The 19437-nt window shown below is 43.1% G+C and carries 20 protein-coding genes; 12 read left to right on the top strand and 8 right to left on the bottom strand.

Translation table 11 applies throughout. From position 1 onward, the window contains the following. The first annotated feature begins 280 nt into the window (after nucleotides 1-280). Together F0229_RS13265 and F0229_RS13260 are read left to right on the top strand one after the other, a co-directional pair. Nucleotides 281-1108, top strand: coding sequence for a hypothetical protein (locus F0229_RS13265; protein ID WP_171733023.1), 828 nt, complete (start codon nucleotides 281-283; stop codon nucleotides 1106-1108). Nucleotides 1109-1110: 2 nt separating this feature from the next. After that, nucleotides 1111-1971 carry a hypothetical protein gene (locus tag F0229_RS13260; protein WP_171733022.1) on the top strand — a complete coding sequence of 287 codons (861 nt, stop codon included), beginning with the start codon at nucleotides 1111-1113 and terminating at the stop codon, nucleotides 1969-1971. Nucleotides 1972-2014: 43 nt separating this feature from the next. Here the strand turns inward: F0229_RS13260 and F0229_RS13255 are convergent, their stop codons facing one another. The 4 genes from F0229_RS13255 to F0229_RS13240 form a co-directional block, all read right to left on the bottom strand. Then, a complete protein-coding gene (locus F0229_RS13255) occupies nucleotides 2015-2443 on the bottom strand; it encodes a phage protein (RefSeq protein ID WP_171733021.1) in 429 nt (142 codons plus the stop codon). A gap of 433 nt (nucleotides 2444-2876) precedes the next feature. After that, nucleotides 2877-4598, bottom strand: coding sequence for an ATP-binding protein (locus tag F0229_RS13250; RefSeq protein ID WP_171733020.1), 1722 nt, complete (start codon nucleotides 4596-4598; stop codon nucleotides 2877-2879). Further along, nucleotides 4598-5782, bottom strand: a complete 1185-nt coding sequence (locus tag F0229_RS13245; RefSeq protein ID WP_171733019.1) for an FIST signal transduction protein — start codon at nucleotides 5780-5782, stop codon at nucleotides 4598-4600. Before F0229_RS13245 ends, F0229_RS13250 begins: the two co-directional genes overlap by 1 nt. A 111-nt stretch (nucleotides 5783-5893) precedes the next feature. Beyond that, complete coding sequence (locus tag F0229_RS13240) at nucleotides 5894-6259, bottom strand: hypothetical protein (protein ID WP_171731158.1); 366 nt, start codon at nucleotides 6257-6259, stop codon at nucleotides 5894-5896. Between the two features lie 252 nt (nucleotides 6260-6511). Between F0229_RS13240 and ccoN the strand changes: the two genes are divergently transcribed. The 10 genes from ccoN (at nucleotide 6512) to uspE (ending at nucleotide 15496) form a co-directional block, all read left to right on the top strand. After that, nucleotides 6512-7945 carry a cytochrome-c oxidase, cbb3-type subunit I gene (gene ccoN / locus F0229_RS13235; RefSeq protein ID WP_009846707.1) on the top strand — a complete coding sequence of 478 codons (1434 nt, stop codon included), beginning with the start codon at nucleotides 6512-6514 and terminating at the stop codon, nucleotides 7943-7945. An 11-nt stretch (nucleotides 7946-7956) separates the two neighbouring features. Beyond that, nucleotides 7957-8577 (top strand): cytochrome-c oxidase, cbb3-type subunit II, encoded by a 621-nt coding sequence (gene ccoO, locus F0229_RS13230; protein ID WP_004742292.1) that lies wholly within the window; start codon nucleotides 7957-7959, stop codon nucleotides 8575-8577. 9 nt (nucleotides 8578-8586) lie between these two features. Next, nucleotides 8587-8763: a CcoQ/FixQ family Cbb3-type cytochrome c oxidase assembly chaperone gene (locus F0229_RS13225; protein WP_004742291.1), complete on the top strand. Its 177-nt coding sequence runs from the start codon at nucleotides 8587-8589 to the stop codon at nucleotides 8761-8763. Further along, nucleotides 8763-9737 carry a cytochrome-c oxidase, cbb3-type subunit III gene (ccoP, locus tag F0229_RS13220; RefSeq protein ID WP_061033419.1) on the top strand — a complete coding sequence of 325 codons (975 nt, stop codon included), beginning with the start codon at nucleotides 8763-8765 and terminating at the stop codon, nucleotides 9735-9737. The genes F0229_RS13225 and ccoP overlap by 1 nt, the downstream gene beginning before the upstream one ends. Nucleotides 9738-9822: 85 nt before the next feature. Beyond that, nucleotides 9823-10302 carry a FixH family protein gene (locus F0229_RS13215; RefSeq protein WP_171733018.1) on the top strand — a complete coding sequence of 160 codons (480 nt, stop codon included), beginning with the start codon at nucleotides 9823-9825 and terminating at the stop codon, nucleotides 10300-10302. Nucleotides 10303-10307: 5 nt separating this feature from the next. Next, nucleotides 10308-12680: a heavy metal translocating P-type ATPase metal-binding domain-containing protein gene (locus F0229_RS13210; protein ID WP_171733017.1), complete on the top strand. Its 2373-nt coding sequence runs from the start codon at nucleotides 10308-10310 to the stop codon at nucleotides 12678-12680. Further along, nucleotides 12680-12916: a cbb3-type cytochrome oxidase assembly protein CcoS gene (gene ccoS, locus F0229_RS13205; RefSeq protein WP_116870580.1), complete on the top strand. Its 237-nt coding sequence runs from the start codon at nucleotides 12680-12682 to the stop codon at nucleotides 12914-12916. The genes F0229_RS13210 and ccoS overlap by 1 nt, the downstream gene beginning before the upstream one ends. Next, nucleotides 12906-13580, top strand: a complete 675-nt coding sequence (locus tag F0229_RS13200) for a sulfite exporter TauE/SafE family protein (protein ID WP_171733016.1) — start codon at nucleotides 12906-12908, stop codon at nucleotides 13578-13580. Before ccoS ends, F0229_RS13200 begins: the two co-directional genes overlap by 11 nt. Nucleotides 13581-13666: 86 nt before the next feature. Next, nucleotides 13667-14413 carry an FNR family transcription factor gene (locus F0229_RS13195; RefSeq protein ID WP_017059637.1) on the top strand — a complete coding sequence of 249 codons (747 nt, stop codon included), beginning with the start codon at nucleotides 13667-13669 and terminating at the stop codon, nucleotides 14411-14413. A gap of 132 nt (nucleotides 14414-14545) precedes the next feature. Beyond that, nucleotides 14546-15496: a universal stress protein UspE gene (gene uspE / locus F0229_RS13190; protein ID WP_171733015.1), complete on the top strand. Its 951-nt coding sequence runs from the start codon at nucleotides 14546-14548 to the stop codon at nucleotides 15494-15496. A 122-nt stretch (nucleotides 15497-15618) separates the two neighbouring features. On the opposite strand, the gene ttcA is transcribed toward uspE, so the two are convergent. The 4 genes from ttcA to F0229_RS13170 all read right to left on the bottom strand — a co-directional run bounded on the left by ttcA (nucleotide 15619) and on the right by F0229_RS13170 (nucleotide 19250). Beyond that, entirely contained in the window at nucleotides 15619-16512 is an 894-nt protein-coding gene (gene ttcA / locus F0229_RS13185) for a tRNA 2-thiocytidine(32) synthetase TtcA (protein ID WP_008221945.1), read from the bottom strand. Nucleotides 16513-16790: 278 nt separating this feature from the next. Then, the gene (locus F0229_RS13180) at nucleotides 16791-17459 is read right to left on the bottom strand and encodes a DUF2987 domain-containing protein (protein WP_171733014.1); all 669 of its coding nucleotides are present in this window, start codon (nucleotides 17457-17459) and stop codon (nucleotides 16791-16793) included. 122 nt (nucleotides 17460-17581) lie between these two features. Continuing rightward, nucleotides 17582-18430 (bottom strand): glucosaminidase domain-containing protein, encoded by an 849-nt coding sequence (locus tag F0229_RS13175; RefSeq protein ID WP_171733013.1) that lies wholly within the window; start codon nucleotides 18428-18430, stop codon nucleotides 17582-17584. After that, entirely contained in the window at nucleotides 18423-19250 is an 828-nt protein-coding gene (locus F0229_RS13170) for a hypothetical protein (protein WP_017059632.1), read from the bottom strand. Before F0229_RS13170 ends, F0229_RS13175 begins: the two co-directional genes overlap by 8 nt. Between the last annotated feature and the right edge of the window lie 187 nt (nucleotides 19251-19437).

Raw genomic sequence — 19437 nt, 5'->3', positions numbered from 1 at the left:
TAAAGTGGTGTTGATAAAGGGCTAGGGCATGCGAGCCGATTCAAACCCTACCTATTAATAATTTACACAGCATTAATCAGATTGATACGTTACTTGTGTTTATTCGTATCCTTGTTAACGAAACAGTGCTCCTTTGCTTGCTGCACTGGAACCCAAAAGGCGAACTCATTGATTGAGTTCGCCTTTTTTTTGCTATGAACTACATGTTTCGAGCAAATTAATATGAAATCTAACACCCAAATGATAGCATTTGCACATAATATTAATTATGAGAATAGCTATGAGTAATCTACAGATTGATGTACTTGATGAAAGTTGTCTGTTAGCTGTACTAGGGACAACTGCCCAAGGTCAAATGGCTGATACATTTATCTGCGATATTCAGTGGGATGAAGATACTGAATTACGTTCTTATGTAAAACGATTTACATTAGAAGATAAAGTCGCTCTAACGAATGAGATTACGGGCTACATAATTGCGGATGGTTGTGATTTACCAATCCCAGACCGTATAGGGATAATCGAATTGAGCGATGATTGCTTTAGCGGTCAAAACTCAAATAAACACGACAATTCGACATTCTGCGAATATTGTGTTGTTGTGAGCTCTGTAAAGGGCGAGACACCTCAAAGTTTTTTCAATAAAGACGACATCAAGTGTGAAGCGCTCATTAAGTTATTAGCAGGTTGGTCGCGCTTATCTGACACCCTTGCTTTTGATGATTGGGTAGCAAACCAAGATAGAAATCTTGGGAATATGGTTATCGCTGGACGAAATGAAATTAGATTAATCGACCATAGTAATCTGCCTTTTGAACTAAACTGGGATATAGGCGACTTAGTAGCAAGCAAGCATGCAAATAGTAAATTTGCAGATATTCTATTTTATTTTCAACACGCCCCTTTACCTATTAGCAATGGGATTGCACAAGCAACAGCTAAGCATGTGGGGGTCTACCAGTTAGTCGTTCCTGAGCTGAAAAGGTGGTGGAAAATTTTAGGTGAAGAACAAATTAAAATTGATGCGCTAGAGTCATTTCTATCTGCAAGAGCGCAATTAGGGACAACTAGAATATCAACAAAGCTTAATCGTTTAGTTGGAATGTAATCATGAACGAATTAAAAAAATTATTGGAAGCTAAAAAACAGACCGCCTTGATAAAAGGAAGTTGGTTTGCTATTCAGTGGAGGCCGGATATCGCCACTGGAGAAGTTCTAAATATAGGTGTGGGCTACAAGACGTCTGAAGGGCATGTAAGTGTTCAAATGTTAGATTACTTCGATAGAATCGAATGTTTGTATTCTAAGGAGATGATTTTCCATGTTGAACTTGCGTGTGAGGTTGCCAGATACAAAATTTTAAGCGGCGGTTTTGATAAAAACATAGCACCTCAAATCACGTGTGAGGAAAGAGGGTTCGCTCAAGGAAAATCTGAGCACGCTGTACTAAGCCGCCTGTTTACATCAGTTGTAACTTTAGGTAAGAAAAAACGAGTCAGGGCAGCTACGCGTTCGTTTACATCAGTAAACCGTGATGCACTGTATAACAGTTTAAAGAATCAACTAAAATTAGATTTAAACCTATCTTACTCGAAGCATGTACCTGAAAACCCAAACCATGAAATAACAAACTCTAATATCGTACATCGCCTTTATTTGCCATTTAGGAAAGATACAGGAAATGCCACATTAATTTCTGCTGCGTATAAAGATACTCAGCGTGTTAAGTGCAATCTTTTTGATGGCTCAAGGGATATGGAAATTGCTGTGGATGAATTGAAAACTAAGAATAATGCTATTTTTCTCATGTTACCCGGCGATGGTCTTGATATTGAAAAGCAACATGAAATTGAAAATGATATCGACAAATTTGTTTGGATGATGAAAAAGCATGCAATTAAGGTCGAGTGTGAATCTACTGAGACGGAACTAGCACACAAGGTTAGTGAGTGGTGCTTGAGCGCAGCATAATATGACCACTATATAAAAGCCCGCTACTGCGGGCTTTTTATATCTACTTAAACTTATGCTTACTGGGAATCCACGGCGCTGACTTCATCCGACGACCGCCACGAAATGGCAGTAGGTTATCTTTGGCGGACTGCTTGATTGGGTTATCAATGCGGCCATGTAATTCAACAAGCTGACGATGCTCATCACGCCAATACACAAAGCTGTCCAATTCTTTTGGGCTAAACTCGCGGTTTTCGGGTGTGATGAAGACACCACGAGCTTCATCAATTCTAAATCCACGCCAACGAATATCATTAGGTAAGTAGCCAAGCGCTTTAATCAATAGCAGTTTTTCAGCCATTGGGTTTATCGCAACGGTGCCATCTAGCCAGCGACGAACGGTCGCAACATTGACATGAAAGTACTCAGAGCCTTCACGAATCGAACTGAATTCACGCCAGAACAATTCCTTGAACGAATGATGAAACATGAAGCGCCTCGCAAAGTGGCTAGCGAACAAAAAATAATTTTCGGCTACAAAAAGTAAAACCGAACGCGACATTTTGCAGCAGTCCAATTTTGGGGTGCAAAACGATAACCGTCGAAAGTTTAACGCTGACAACCATAGCTAACTCAAACGACTTGAATAGACATCAAGTAGAATAATGCGTGAGAGTTATCAAAGACTTACAAAAACAAACCCCAAGTTTTTACTAACCATTTCAGTATGTTAAAAATCGTTACCTCAGTGCGTATTATGTATATTATGTTAAATAAAGTTTGGCGTTTATAAGGTAGGTATCTTTGTGCGATGCCCTGCCTCTTGTTTATCTATCAAATCGACGTTCTATTTAACAGTAAGGCTATTTACCATAAAATACCTAATAAACATATTTCCTAATCTTCGATTAAGAATACGTTTATTAGACTTCAAGCATTAATCGATCAATTGCTTCTGTGATCTCTTTGGTTCTTACTGGCTTGGTCACGAAATCATTCATGCCGACATCCAAGCACGAACATTTGTCTTCTACTGATGTGTGTGCTGTTAGCGCGACGATTGGTGTTTTGATGTTCGCGTCTCTCATGTATTTGGTTGTGGTTAATCCATCCATGACCGGCATCGACACATCCATTAAGATAATGTCTATCGAGTCATTGGCTCTTTCCACAAAGCCAATAGCTTCCTCACCGTTGCTTGCGATGAAAACTTCGTGGCCTTGTCGCGTTAGGATTAATTTGATCACCATTTGATTGGTTGGATTGTCTTCGACAACTAACACTGAATAACGGCCTCTTAACTCTCGAGAAGATTCATCTTCGTTGTTGGCCAGATTATTCGTAACTCTAGTAAGCACTGGCAGCTGTACTTCGAATTTGGAACCTTTTCCAGGCTCACTCTTTACCGATATGCGCCCACGCATCAGCTCAACCAGTCTTTTAGTGATGGCCAAGCCTAAACCTGTGCCACCAAATCTACGTGTGATTGTGCTATCAGCTTGCACAAATGGACTGAACAGCGACGAAAGTTGTTGCGAGCTAATGCCAATCCCTGTGTCTTCTACTGTTATATAGAAAGAGCTCTGCTGGTACTTGATAGAAACATGGACATGCCCACGCTCAGTGAACTTAATCGCGTTACCAATCAGGTTAAATAGGATCTGTGCTAATCGGCTTGGGTCTATGTAATGAAGCTCACCCTCAGGGATATCGCTGGTTACTGTTAGCGCCAAACCTTTATCGTCTGCTGTCTTCTTTTGTTCAGATAATACAAAAGTTACAGTGTCTCTTACATTGCTCCATTGAGGTGCTAGTGAGAAGCATCCAGATTCAATCTTAGAAAAATCCAGCACGTCACTGATAATTGCCAACAAAAGCTCAGATGATGTGCTCATATTAAGCAGTATAGACTGTTGCTCTTCGTCCAGTGATGTGGATCTTAGGGTGTCTATTAGGCCAATTATGGCATTTAGCGGTGTTCTTAGTTCATGGCTCATCATTGCGAGGAATTCAGACTTGGCCTTGTTAGCCCTTTCTGCGTCTTTTCTTGCTGTGACAAGCTCTGCTGTACGTTCTCGAACGGTTGCTTCAAGCTTTTCTTTGTTCTCAATATCGAAAACAGCACGCTCTATCAGTGGTCGGAAACGGTTTAGTGTGGCCTTGGTTTCAATACTAAAGTGCTTGGTATTCGAGTGGATAAATATGATGACGGATTGTGTTAGGCCGCTATCTATACCTGTAATCAGAACGGAGTTGATTTGGTCGAGAATAATGGGATGTAGAGAGTTGAATTCTCCAAGAGACTTGGGTTCGAAAAGAATGGCGCATTCACCATTGATGACTCGCGATAGCTTGCCACAATCGCTCCAATTCATCTGTTCGAAGACTTTGTTATTACTTAGCAGGGTTTTGAAACTGCCTTCGTTCCCTAACCTTGATACCACGATAAAGTCATCAAACTTAATGTATTTTTTGAGCACAAACTCAAGACTGGAGAATATCTCAGATATGTTACTTGCCTTACTGATCGCAGAGATGGTTGATAAGATCACCCTGTTCTCTTCAGCCAGTTTTCGCTCACGGGCTTTTAGTTTTTGCAGTTCAATACGAGCTTCTTGCAGCGCTTCTTGACCTTCAGAACCCATTACTTTTTCAACCTATAAAACGTTGCAGACGATACCATTAAATTCCCGTGTGCATTCTCACCACCAGAGAGCCTGCCTTGTTCACCAAACGTAAATGGACATATGTACGGAAGCCCATTAAGTGCTTGATTTATTTGCTCACAAACCTCATCCATATCTTGTTTAAGGTTCAACATTGGGCCTGCACAAAAGATATTGATCGCCCCTAGTTTCTCTTCAAGATCCATGTCGTTGTAGTATGAGGACTGAATGATATTCGCGGCGCGGCTAATCAATTGCTGCTTAGAACCTTGCATCAAGTAGATGGTGTCACCTTCACTGATGTCTGTGAATAGCTCAATCCCATTACATTCTGTCTCTCTGATCGAATGAGACAATTTGAAATATGGGTAATCGTATGAAGAGCCGACTTTCCTGCCTAGTGGGTAGACAGACGACTTTTCGAAGATATAACCATCATCACTGCCACCTAAGTGGAAATTTGTCCATTCGTTGTAAACGGTGACGGCTGACCTGTGGTCTATCTCCAACAAAATTCGGTTTCTTACTTTGGTCACGGTGCCTGAATAGCGCGTAGGTGTATGACCGGCGCTGAAAGAGGAATAGATGGACTGAGACGCAAACACTACCGTTAAAGATACGCCATTTATAGACAGCGACTCTTCGGTGAAGATACTCCAGTTTCCTGAAACCTGATTGTCTGCAGCACTGCCACCAATAATTGGCACTTCAGTACCAAATTTCTTATCGATAGCCGCCATCACCTTTTCTTCGTTACCCGGTGTGGAATGCAATAAGATAAGATCAGGGATTTCACCTTCTCGGTTGGCGTTCTTGAGTGCCTTGTCGATCGCGATGAAGGTACTGCGGCCTATGGAGTCGCTGAAATGTTCGATTCCCGTACCATAGGCGTTGATCCCCGAGTCATAAATAATGAGGACACCAATGACCGGACCAGAATGAAAACCAGTTTCGGTCATAATGCCGTGACAAGTAGTACAGCCATGTATGGGAGTGTTCGGGAGAGCATCTACGAAATATCTCTGCACAGCGAGTGTCGAATACTCTTCTGTGCAGTAGCAAATAAGACAAGCAATATCGTCAGGGTTTTCCACCCCGCTGAGCAACTCATCTACTGCGATTTTATCGTCGAGGGAATAAGAGACTTTTGATAGAAATTTCATAGATTTCTGGAAACTTTATTAATGTCTTCTTTATAACACTTTAATGCACAAGGTTTCACTGGTTTAGTCAACATTTCTATCAAAGAGCGAGGTGTTGCTCAGTTTTCCATTTTATTCTTTGGATAGGTTTACTGTATACGTCATGACCTGTTGTGGAAATGTAACCGTTATTGAGGCGCTCTTATCATCGGTTTGTAAAAGCCAAGATGAAGCCCCTTTCGATTCTAAAACTCCGCTTCCTTCATAGCTAATGATAAATTTGCCAGTTTTAGATGTTTCGATCGAATACCCCTGGCTATCGTCTGAAATCAAAACATTATTATTATCAATACCAAATTCACAAGGTTTTGAAACGATACAGGTTATTGTCTCGTTATTATCGTATGTCACTGTTCTCCAAGTAAATGCAGCTATTAAAATAACCAACATGACGATAATTTGAACAAGCCTGCCTTTTGTTAGCTTTTGTGCCGCCATTATAATCTTTACTCCTTGTTACAAAGTTCAAAGTTTTTAAATAAAAATCCAATTCCAGACCAAGCGTAAGGTTACTACTCTGTCATTGATTTGTTAATTCAAGTATAGTGTCGCGTTGAAAATGCCACTTTTTTTTAAAATCAGCAAGTGGAAATAAGGTCCTGAATAGGCTGAATTTCCTTTTCTAATTTGGGTGGCATTACGACGTGAGTCGTGTTGGAAGTAAAGTGTAGTAAATAAGAAATTGGAAGCATGCAAATGAGCCAAGAAAAGCAGCTTGAACAAAACTACAACTATACGGTCGTCCGTCAATTTACCCTGGTTACAATTTTGTGGGGTATTGTCGGTATGGGCGTTGGTGTTTTGATTGCCGCTCAATTAGTTTGGCCACAGCTAAACTTTGATACGCCGTGGTTGACGTACAGTCGTTTACGTCCCCTGCATACTAATGCGGTTATTTTTGCGTTCGGTACAAGTGCGCTGTTTGCAACATCATATTATGTTGTGCAACGTACCTGTCAGACGCGTCTCTTTGGTGGCCCTCTCGTAGCCTTTACCTTTTGGGGTTGGCAAGCGATTATCCTGTCCGCTGCAATTACTTTACCGTTAGGTTTGACCTCTGGTAAAGAATACGCAGAACTAGAATGGCCAATCGATATTGCTATTACTCTTGTGTGGGTAGCTTATGCGGTCGTGTTCTTCGGAACCATGATTAAACGTAAGACATCTCACATTTACGTAGCAAACTGGTTCTTCGGAGCCTTCATCATCACGGTTGCCGTGTTGCACATCGTTAACAGCCTAGCTGTTCCTGTATCTGCGTTTAAGTCGTACTCGATTTACTCAGGTGCAATTGATGCAATGGTGCAATGGTGGTACGGACACAATGCGGTAGGCTTCCTATTGACAGCTGGTTTCCTAGGTATGATGTACTACTTCGTTCCTAAACAAGCTGGTCGCCCTGTTTATTCTTACCGTTTGTCGATCGTTCACTTCTGGGCACTTGTGTCTCTGTATATCTGGGCTGGTCCTCACCACCTACACTACACTGCACTTCCAGACTGGACTCAGTCTCTAGGTATGGTTATGTCTTTGGTTCTGTTTGCTCCTTCTTGGGGTGGCATGATCAACGGTATCATGACTCTGTCTGGTGCGTGGCATAAGCTTCGCTACGACCCTATCCTACGTTTCCTAATCGTTTCTCTATCATTCTACGGCATGTCGACTTTCGAAGGCCCAATGATGGCAATCAAAACGGTTAACGCACTATCTCACTACACGGACTGGACTATCGGTCACGTTCACTCTGGTGCGTTAGGTTGGGTTGCAATGGTTTCTATCGGTTCGGTTTACCACTTAGTTCCTAAGCTATTTGGTCAAGAGCGTATGTACTCTGTATCTCTAATCAATGTTCACTTCTGGTTAGCAACGATTGGTACGGTTTTCTACATTGTTGCAATGTGGATCTCTGGTGTGATGCAAGGTCTGATGTGGCGTGCAGTTAACTCTGACGGTACATTAACTTACAGCTTCGTTGAATCTGTAGAAGCGTCTTACCCGTTCTACTTTGTACGTTTCCTAGGTGGTTTCATCTTCCTATCTGGTATGTTCTTAATGGCATACAACACGTACAAAACTGTTTCTGCACCTAAAGATAGCCTTAAAGCTATCCCTCAACCGGCTTAAGGAGATTTAGAATGAGCTCAAATTCAAATAATCGCCATGAGTTGGTAGAGAAGAACGTTGGCTTACTAGCGATCTTGATCGTTATTGCTATCAGTTTTGGTGCTTTAGTAGAGATTACCCCTCTTATCTTCCAAAAGCAGACAACTGAACCTGTAGAAAACCTACGTGTTTACTCTGCTTTGGAAATGGAAGGTCGTGATATCTACATTCGTGAAGGTTGTAACGTATGTCACAGCCAAATGATTCGTCCTTTCCGCTCTGAGACTGAACGTTACGGCCACTACTCTGTAGCTGGCGAAAGTGTTTGGGAACACCCATTCCTATGGGGCTCTAAGCGTACTGGTCCTGATCTAGCGCGTGTTGGTGATCGTTACTCAGATGAGTGGCACCGTGTTCACCTTATCGACCCTCGTGAACTTGTTCCTGAATCAAATATGCCTGGTTTCCCATGGCTTGCTGAGAATGTACTTGATGGCAAATTGACTCAACAGAAGCTTGAACTCTTCCGTAATCAATTTGGTGTTCCTTACACAGACGAACAAATTGCTAACGCTAAACAAGATGTTGAAGGAAAAACAGAGATGGATGCAATCATCGCTTACCTTCAATCGCTTGGCCACGCAATGAAATAAGGAATAATTATGGACATTATTACATTTCAAAGTGTTTGGACTGTGACTGTTTTTGCTTGCTTCATCGGTATCGTTTGGTGGGCATATGGCAAGAACCGTAAATCACGTTTCGACGAAGACGCGAACCTAGTGTTTGCTGACGACGAGCCAGCAACAAGTTCTAAAAATGAAGGAGTGACAAAGTAATGAGTACATTCTGGAGTATCTGGGTTAGTGCGATTACGATTGGTACCCTAATTGGTTGTGCTGTCTTACTTCGTTGGTGTTTTAAAGACAAAACAGGCGTAGAAGAAGGTCAAGATATGGGCCATGAATACGATGGTATTCGTGAGCTTAACAACCCACTACCAAAATGGTGGACATACCTTTTCATCAGTACGATTGTTTTTGCAGCGGTTTACCTTGCTCTATACCCTGGTCTAGGTAACTTCAAAGGCCTTTTAGGTTGGACAAGTTCAGACCAAACGGTACGTAGCGTAGAAGAGTCTCGCTCTGCAATTGCTGCTGCGCAAGCAAACAAACAGTTAGATGCGTACGCGAAAGAGCTTGATGATGCAGACACCTACTTCGGTGAAGCATTCAGAAAGCTAGCTCACGACGAAAACGGTTTACGTTCAATCCCTGACATTGCATCAGATGCTGACGCAATCAAAGTGGGTCAACGTTTATTCTTGCAAAACTGTTCTCAGTGCCACGGCTCTGATGCACGTGGTCAGAAAGGTTTCCCTAACCTAACTGATGACGCATGGCTATATGGCGGTGAACCTGAGGCTATCGTTACAACAATTATGCACGGTCGTGTTGGCCAAATGCCAGGTTGGAAAGACGCGCTTGGCGAAGAAGGCGTAAAAGAAGTAGTTAGCTACACTCTTAGCCTTTCTGGTCGTAGCGTAAACGCACGTGAAGCAGAAGCTGGTAAAGCTCGCTTTGTTGTGTGTGCAGCGTGTCACGGTACTGATGGTAAGGGTAACCCTGCTGTTGGCGCACCTGACTTGACTGACCGCGATTGGTTGTTTGGCGATTCTCGTGCAGACGTAACTGAAACAGTTATGTACGGACGTTCTGGCGTAATGCCTGCTTGGAAAGACATTCTAGGCGAAGACAAAGTACAACTGGTTTCATCTTACGTGTGGAGCTTAAGCAACTCAGATAATAAGTAACATTTCAATAACAGCCTCTTTCTAAGAGGCTGTCTTTCCTTTATTTTATAACCTCTTCTTTTTATTCTTTTTTGAGATCTTTTTTATGGTAAAGCCTTGGTATAAACAGTTTTGGCCGTGGTTCTTAATCGCGTTGCCAGCGACAGTAGTTATTTGGACCATTATGACGGTTATTGTGTTTACACAGAACTCTGTAGACCTAGTGACTGAGGATTACTATAAAAAAGGAAAAGGCATTAATGTCGACATTTCAAAAGTAAATATCGCTAAAGAGCTGGGTTTATCAGCTTCGCTTAATGAGAAAGGTAACTCAGTTATCATCACGTTAGATAAAGGCAAACTTGATCACTTCCCTGCTATCAGCGCAATGTTTGTTCACAGAACACTACCAGATCGCGATTTCACTCAGCTACTAACCGCTGATGCGAGAGGCAACTACACACTGACTCTGGATCATTACTTAGAAGGCCCGTGGTTCATTGAACTGACGCCACATGACGAAGAATGGCTAGTGCAAGGTCGCATGAACTTCCCGATTGAAACTCCTACTCAACTAACGAACTAAAGCTTATGTGTGAATCCTGTTATCACTGCGGTGAAGATGTACCAGCGGAAACGGATTTTGAAGTCGAGATCTTAGGATCGCCTCGTAAGATGTGTTGTCCGGGCTGCGAGACCGTAGCTCAGACAATCGTTGATAGCGGTTTGGTTTCTTACTACCAGTACCGCACCGCCCCTGCTGAGAAAGCGGATCTGGTGCCAGAGCAACTTCTGGCACTCAGTCATTATGATAATGAAGACGTTCAACTGGAGTTTGTAAGAAACTCTGAGAACGTCTCTGAGGTGACATTGTCACTTGAAGGTGTCTCATGTGCAGCTTGTGCATGGCTAATCGAGAAACAAGTCTCTTCAAAACAAGGTGTGGGTAGTATTCGGGTGAATACCACCACTAACCGCGCTTTACTTAGCTGGGACAACACGCAAGTTAAATTGAGTGAGTTGTTATCGGCGATCCATACCTTAGGTTACAAAGCTGCGCCTTTCGAGGCTGACCAACAAGAAGCAGCCTATCACCGCTCAATGAAGAACTACCTCTATCGCCTTGGCGTTGCTGGTTTAGCAACCATGCAGGTGATGATGCTGGCGGTCGCACTATACCTTGAAGTATTTGGCAATCTTGAGCCTGAGTTTAAAAACTACTTCCGCTGGGTAAGCTTGATCTTTGCAACGCCGGTATTGCTTTATTCTGCTCTGCCGTTCTACATCAATGCATGGCGCAGTATTAAGGGGCGAACGCTGGGTATGGATGTGCCTGTCTCGATTGCGCTGCTGTTTGCTTACGTTGCGAGCTTGGTGGCAACCGTGACAGAGAAAGGAGAAGTTTTCTTCGAATCTATTTCGATGTTTACCTTCTTCCTTCTGCTTGGTCGTTTCCTTGAAATGCGCGCTCGTCGTAAAGCCGCCGCTGCTAGTGGTAACCTGCTTAAGCTCGTTCCTGCTATGGCAACAACGTTAGATGGCGAACAAGTTCCAGTCAAAACCTTAAAAGTTGGCGACCAAATTCGCGTTCTACCGGGTGAGCACATTCCTGCCGATGGCAAAGTATTGTCTGGCAGAGTTCATATCGATGAATCGATGCTGACTGGCGAATCTATCCATGTGGTCAAAAACGAAGGCGATACCGTCTTTGCTGGTACATTGAATGGTGATGAATCATTTGAATTGGAAGTAATGACGTCAAAAGCGGATTCGGTTATTTCCAATATCGTTCGCCTGCAAGACGAAGCGCAATTGTCTAAACCCCGCATTGCAGAAATTGCTGATGTTGTGGCTCGATACTTTGTTGCGGTGATCTTAATCATCTCATTCGGTACTTGGTTTTACTGGCACCAAACACGACCAGAAGACGCTTTCTGGATCATGCTTTCGGTATTGGTAGCAACGTGTCCTTGTGCTCTGTCACTGGCAACACCGACGGCGATTACTTGTTCAACGTCTCGCATGGGTAACTTCGGTATTTTGCTGCGCAAAGGCCACGTATTCGAAACCTTGTGCAAAGTGAATCACTTGATCATCGATAAAACAGGTACATTGACTGAGGGTGATATTCGTATCAGCCAAGTTGAAACCTTCGCTGAACTTGATAAAGACACTTGTCTCAAAGTAGCGGCGAGCCTGGAACAACACGCTAACCACCCTATCGCTAAAGCGTTCAAGACTCATCTTTCTGATGAGATCGAAGTAGAGTCAGTTAATAACGTGATTGGTTCAGGTATCACTGGTGAGTGGAATGGCCAAGAAGTTGCGATTGGTAGTAGTGAATTCATTCTAGGTGAAGCTCAACCATCGGAAAGCAACGGCATTTACTTGTCGATGGCGGGTCGTCATATCGCTACATTTACTTATGAAGATCCAATCCGTAAAGAAAGCATCGAGTTTATTAAGCAATTTAAAGAAGCGGGTATTAAAACTACCCTGCTGACTGGCGACTCCTTGATTAACGCGAAGCCTGTGGCTGAAGAAATTGGGATCACCGATATTGTCGCGAACGCGAAACCAGAGGATAAGCTTGCTTACCTTAATTCTCGTGACGAAAAGGACATTACCATGATGGTCGGCGACGGTATTAACGATGCGCCTATTCTTGCAGGGGCTCACCTTTCTGTTGCGATGGGCGGTGGTACAGATGTAGCTAAAGCATCGGCTGATATGGTTTTGTTGGGCGACAAGCTTGATAGATTACTTAAGTCGCGTACATTGGCGCTAAAAACGCGTAAGATAATCCGCGAAAACCTAGCATGGTCATTGGGTTACAACCTACTCATCCTTCCATTGGCTGTCGCTGGTTTGGTTGCTCCGTACATTGCCGTTGTTGGCATGTCTGCAAGCTCTATTATTGTTGTGTCTAACTCGTTAAGGCTTTTAAAAGAGCAAGGTAAATAATGGAAAGTTTATACATTCTGATTCCCATTGCGATCGTACTCGTGTGTATCGCTGTTGGTATCTTTCTATGGGCCGTTAAGAGCGAACAGTTTGAAGACCTGGAGCGTCAAGGTCACAATATTTTGTTTGATGAAGACGAAAAGGCCCACAATCACTCTGACAGCAAGCCTGTTAAGAATGATAAAGCCAATACAGAAAGCCAAACTAACTTAGATAAAAAGACCGATGACGCCTGATTGGTTCGGAGCCTTTGTTGTCGGTTTGATCGGCGCGGGCCACTGCATGGGAATGTGTGGTGGCATTGCGTCGCTCCTTTCAATAGGCAATACCAAACCTTCCCCGCTTATTCCCCTACTTTACAACCTTGGTCGCCTCCTCAGCTATGCTGTGATTGGTGGCGTGATTGGCGGTGCTATATCTTCAATTGGCCAGCTTAGCGATTTCAACGCGCTACTTAATTGGCTACGTTTGTTCGCTGCCATCTTTATGATCATTCTGGGTCTATATATCGGTAAGTGGTGGTTCGGCTTATTGTTCTTTGAAAAAGTAGGTCAGAGGCTATGGCGTTATATTTCTCCAATTGGTAAATCCTTCCTTCCACTCAAGCGCCCAAGCCATGCTCTGCCATTTGGCTTCATATGGGGCTGGTTACCGTGTGGTCTGGTTTACTCTATGTTGACGTGGGCTGCGGTTTCAGGAAGTTGGTACAATGGAGCTGGAATTATGCTCGCATTCGGTCTAGGCACACTTCCTGCGATGCTGACGGTTGGTATGGGCGCTAATTTCCTCAAGAAATTGCAACAAGCTGACTTATTTCGTCAACTCGGAGCAATTTTAATCCTGATTTACGGTTTCTACACTGGATATATGGCGCTGCAGCTCATTATTTATACCGTATAGCCATTCTTTAAATCCGGTTTTTTTACTACCCAACTGGATAAAGGAATGCTAAAATATTGACGTATATCAAATAGTGAAAGATTGTTATGATTTCTGAAAAGCCTGTAACGAAACGTGTCCAATCTGGTGGCTGTGCAATCCATTGTCAGGATTGTAGTATTAGCCAGCTTTGTATCCCGTTTACTTTGAATGAATCTGAGCTTGACCAACTTGATCAGATCATTGAGAGAAAAAAGCCTATTCAAAAAGGCCAAGAGTTATTTAAAGCTGGTGACGAGCTTAAGTCTCTATATGCTATTCGCTCTGGAACGATCAAGAGCTACACGATTACCGAGCAAGGTGATGAGCAGATTACTGCATTCCACCTAGCGGGCGATCTTGTTGGCTTCGATGCGATTACTGGTGACCAACACCCTAGTTTCGCACAAGCGCTAGAAACTTCTATGGTATGTGAAATCCCATATGAGATTCTTGATGACCTATCAGGAAAAATGCCTAAATTGCGTCAGCAAATTATGCGCCTGATGAGTAACGAGATTAAAGGTGACCAAGAAATGATTCTGCTTCTTTCTAAGAAGAACGCGGAAGAGCGCCTTGCTGCATTCCTTTACAACCTTTCTACTCGCTTCTCTCAACGTGGCTTCAGCCCGCGTGAGTTCCGCCTAACGATGACTCGTGGTGATATTGGTAATTACCTAGGTTTAACGGTTGAAACGATTAGCCGTCTTTTAGGCCGTTTCCAGAAAGCAGACATCTTGAGCGTTAAAGGCAAATATATCACTATCGAAGATCACGATGCGTTGATGGAACTTGCTGGCGTTTCAAAAGAATAGTCTAGATATCAATGATGTAGTTCAATAATGAGCTACATCATGTTTCTCTCTTAAAACCTCTTATATTTCTCTTAATCTCTCCATAACTACGCTACATTATTTATATGTTCGGTCTGAAAAGTAGGCTTAGTTATGAGTATCTATAACAAAATTTTAGTTGTCGCAGACATTAATCACGATGAGCAGCCTGCTCTATTTCGTGCTATCCAACTTGCTAAGAAAAGCACCTCAACAAGCCACATCACTTTCTTTTTGTCGATATACGACTTCTCGTATGAAATGACATCTATGCTCTCTATCGATGAAAGAGACGCAATGCGCAAAGGCGTAATTCATCAACGCGAAATTTGGATGAATAAAGTCGCAGAACCTTACCTAGATGATTCTATTGAATTTAATGTACAAGTGGTTTGGCATAACCGCCCTTACGAAGCCATCATTGCAGAGGTATACAGCGGTGGTCACGATATCTTGATTAAGGGCACGCGCAAGCACGACACCTTGGAGTCGGTTATCTTCACGCCGACTGATTGGCACCTATTGAGAAAATGCCCTAGCCCTGTACTGCTCGTTAAAAACGATTTCTGGCCAGAGCACGCAAAAATTTATGCGTCCGTTCACGTAGGCTCAGAGACGGAAGCGCATTTAGAACTTAACGATACTATGGTCGATCGATTACTTGAGATTACTGGTCGTTTGGATGCGGAACCTTTCTTAGTTAACGCTTACCCAGTCACTCCGGCGAATATCACTATCGAACTGCCTGAGTTCGATCCTACGTCTTACACCGATGCAGTTCGTGGTCATCACTTAACGGCGATGAAGGCACTGCGTCAGAAGCACGGTATGTGTGAAGAGCAGACCGTTGTTGAGCAAGGCTTACCAGAAGATGTGATTCCACGTGTCGCGTCTGAAAACAACGCTGCAATGGTAATCTTGGGTACAACCGGTCGTACCGGCTTATCTGCGGTGTTCATCGGTAATACTGCGGAGCATGTTATCGATAAGATTAACTGTGATGTTTTGGCGCTTAAGCCATCTGGTTACGTGAGCCCACTCGACCCTAACCTTTCGAAAGGTTAATGCGTTTAAGCAGACGAACTTAACGGCGAGTTCAACTTATAAAAAAACGCCTCAAGCATTGCTTGAGGCGTTTTTATTTGTCTGTTGTAGGCGCATCTATTGCGCCACAACGAATATTCTTATTATACGTTTGTTACGTCGATGAACATTGACTCATCGATGTTAGAAGATGAAATTTCAGCTTCTTGGAATTCGTACTCTTCACGCTCGCCACTACGGTCTAGTGGAAGGTTTACGAAGTCAAACAGTTCGCGGTCAGCCAGTTGGCTTGGGCTAACGTTTTGAATTGATTTAAAGATCTTTTCAACACGGCCTGGTGTTTTCTTGTCCCAATCAATCAGCATTGCTTTAATGCTTTGACGTTGTAGGTTTTCTTGCGAACCACATAGGTTACAAGGAATGATTGGGAACTCTTTGTGTTCAGCGTATTTGATTAGGTCTGTTTCACGACAGTAAGTCAGTGGACGAATAACAACGTTACGACCATCATCAGAACGTAGCTTAGGTGGCATAGCCTTTAGACGAGCGCCGTGGAACATGTTAAGGAACATAGTTTCCACGATGTCATCCATGTGGTGACCAAGAGCGATCTTAGTCGCGCCAATCTTCTCAGCGAACGAGTACAAAGTACCACGACGCAGACGAGAACATAGACCACATGTTGTCTTACCTTCTGGAATCTTCTCTTTCACTACTGAGTACGTATCTTTATCTACGATGTAGTAAGGAATGTTCAGCGTCTCAAAGTATTCAGGAAGAATGTGCTCAGGGAACCCAGGTTGTTTTTGATCTAGGTTTACCGCAACAACATCAAATTTGATTGGTGCTGCTTCACGTAAACGTAGCAAAATATCTAGCATCGCAAATGAATCTTTACCGCCACTGATACATGCCATTACCACATCATTCTCTTCGATCATGTTGTAGTCGATGATGGCATTTCCAACATTTCTTCTCAGACGTTTCTGAAGTTTGTTGAATTCTAGTACTTCTTTTCTATTATCGTTTTGGTTCATTGCGACTCTCACACCGTCGTATTACCGACTGTAGATTGCTAGTGGGACTGTTTTAGGGCGTGGATTATACGGATTTTTATTTGATGTTGAAATAGTAACGGCAGGATAAACAAGGTGACTGGTTGAAAGATGCCACTTTATCTAATGATAACCGCTCATCTTTCATAAAAAATGAGCGTCAAAAGCGCAAACCACGCTGGTTGTAGGAAAAGAAAAGCAGCCTTACTTGGTTTGAGTTGGCTGCTTTACGATGTTTTGCTTAGATTAACGCCGTGTGGTCAGTCGCCTAACCCAAGGTATTGAGCCGGAATGTAAGGTAACACACGAGTTGTCGCTTCTGGTAACGTGATGCTGTCACTTCCATCTAGTTCTTCCAGTGTGAACTTAGCGCGCCCTTGGGTAATTGGGATCTGCTTGCCGTTAGAAAGCGTGATGTTACCTTCAAGCTTGTCTGCAAACTCAAGCGTTAACCCTTGGATGTCCGGTGTGAACCAGCTTGAGAACATGCCGCTTACGTCTTCTAACATTGCTTGCATCTGTGGTAACAGGTTTTCCAGCTGTACAACCTCAACCGTTCCGGCTAAAGGTGCTTTAGTCATAACAACCAAGGAGTATGCGCACTCTTGTTCTTTTGTTTGCACAAAAATAAGCGGGTTTGCTGAACGAAGGTTTTGGTCAACAGGTAGAAGTAGCTCGTTAGCTGGAGAGACTTTCAGCTCCTCGTAGTGCTCTTCTTTTTCCATCCAAGCTTTGCTGATATGACAGGTTGTTTGGGCTTGCTGATCGACAAAGAAGACTGCAACTTTAACGTCATCATGCCCTTCTTTGGTGTTGTTTTTAAGCTGTGTGTAAAGCTTAGAATAGGTAAACATGTATTCTTGCGCTGCAGCAGGTAAAGAGATCCCTAGGCTTAGAGAAGCTAATAAAGCGAGTGCTGTCTTTTTCATTGTTATAGTCTTGTCGAAGTTGAGCGTTTATAAATAGAAAGAGCAGCCAATGAGCTGCTCTTTATGTGATGTTATTTGGTCAAACTTACCGTTTAAGCTCGCCAAATGACTATCAAATCGAGTTACTTTTTCCAGTATACCTCGTTGTGACGGATCATAGCTTGTAAATCAGTCACATAGTCGGAACCTCGCTCAGAATATTTTAACAAGCCATTGGTGAGCTCTGTCGCCGTTGCGGTTGTTAAAAGATCATCACCTTGCGCATCAAGCTTTGCACGAATCACTCTTAGATCGGCGTAAGCACGATTACGATTAAGGTTCATGAAATACCGATGTACGGATTCTTGGCTTGAAGAGAATGTTGCGACTTCATGCGAGCTACCTTCGTTACGTTGTAGCGGAACAAGGCCACAACCTTTGGTGTAACACCAGTGTCCGAAATAGTTGTTCGCTTTGGTGGCGAAACGCGACGTTCCCCAAGCTGACTCATTCGCTGCTTGTGTCAGTACGAGCGCTTCTGGCAGTACATTGACGCGATTAAGCATCTCTGTCAGCCATGCCTGATCTAAACCTTCACTAGGCACAGGTAAGCTGTATAACTTCCCTAACCTTTTCGCATAAGATGCGTCTTCAGAATCAATTTTGTTTAAACCAGACTCAGAGAGCTTAGTTAAAAACGCGCGCTCTTTGGTGATACGTTTGTTTTCAATATTGATGCTTGGACGTAGGAACGAAAAAAATGTGTCCTTTTTCTCGTTCACATCTTCGATGGCCGCAAAGTTTGGTGTGCTCGAAGAAACCGTCAAGTCACCAAATTGGTCAGTGGAATTGGCGCTCTGCTCTGTCGTACGTCGACGCTCCTCTTCTTGGTAAATATAAGGACCAATTAGTGAAATAGAGCCAACAAGAGCCAGTGCCGTCACTTTAAGCGCAAGTGATTTGCTTGCGCTTGTCTGTGTTTCTTTATGCATCGAACACCTGTGGGTTTTTGTTATTGTCGTCGTTATTGCTGTCGTTGTTATCGTCATCACTCTTTGGACGATCTGAAGCAATCAGTTTCAACTTGATGCCAAACATTTCACGGTAAAGGATACCTTTCACGTGGAAGAAGAATGGAAGAACGAAGATTAAGCCAATGCCGTACATCATTGCCGCGACGATGAACATCAGCATTACTAATAGGTAGATAGAAGCAACGGTGAAGATTTTTTTGTTGACAGCACGCAGAGAAAGCAGCAGCGATTGCATTGGCGGCACTTTCTTATCACAAATCAGCAGAATCGAATGGCTGAACGCCAGTGAGAAGTAGATAGACAAGAACGGCAGAATCATACCTGCGATGCCTTGAAGCATTAGGCTAAACAAAGTCACTAGAATAACCGGAACCGTAAACTGCAAACCTTTACCGATGTGGCGTACTTTGGTTTGTAGGCCAGCGGCGTGACTCATTGCCATTAAACAGATACCCGCATAGATAGGCGCACTGATCACTTCATAGCTAAAGTTCGCGATAAAAATCGATTCAACGATTTGTGGCGTAAACGACTCTGGGTCGATAACTGCATCTAAGATAACCGCGGGATCACCAAGCTGTAGTTTTAGTGCGATATAAAAGATAGCGAGCTGCACAAACATCAAAGCAATAATCGCTGGGGAAAACGAAAGAAAGTGACTTATCGTATGTTTCCAAGCTTCTTGGAATACAGCCGTTGCTTTGAGCTCATAATCGCCAGAAAGTGCACGGTTGATACTACCGCCCAAATTAAAATCTTTTTCGATGTCGTTGTTCATATTGATACCTAGGTGTGCCGATTAAGCGAAGCCACCTAACTTATTGATAAAAAATTACCTTCATTATACTCATATGTCGGATACAAACTAAAATATGAATCTGTAACAAGGCTTGCTTTTGCGTCTTGATGGTTAATAATTAGACACTTGTTAGGGTGTAAACCCAGTAAATAACAGTATGGTAAAG

This window comes from Vibrio sp. AIC-3 (assembly GCF_013114515.1).
Taxonomy (GTDB): Bacteria; Pseudomonadota; Gammaproteobacteria; order Enterobacterales; family Vibrionaceae; genus Vibrio; species Vibrio crassostreae_C.
This window is presented reverse-complemented; position numbering and strand designations above follow the sequence as displayed.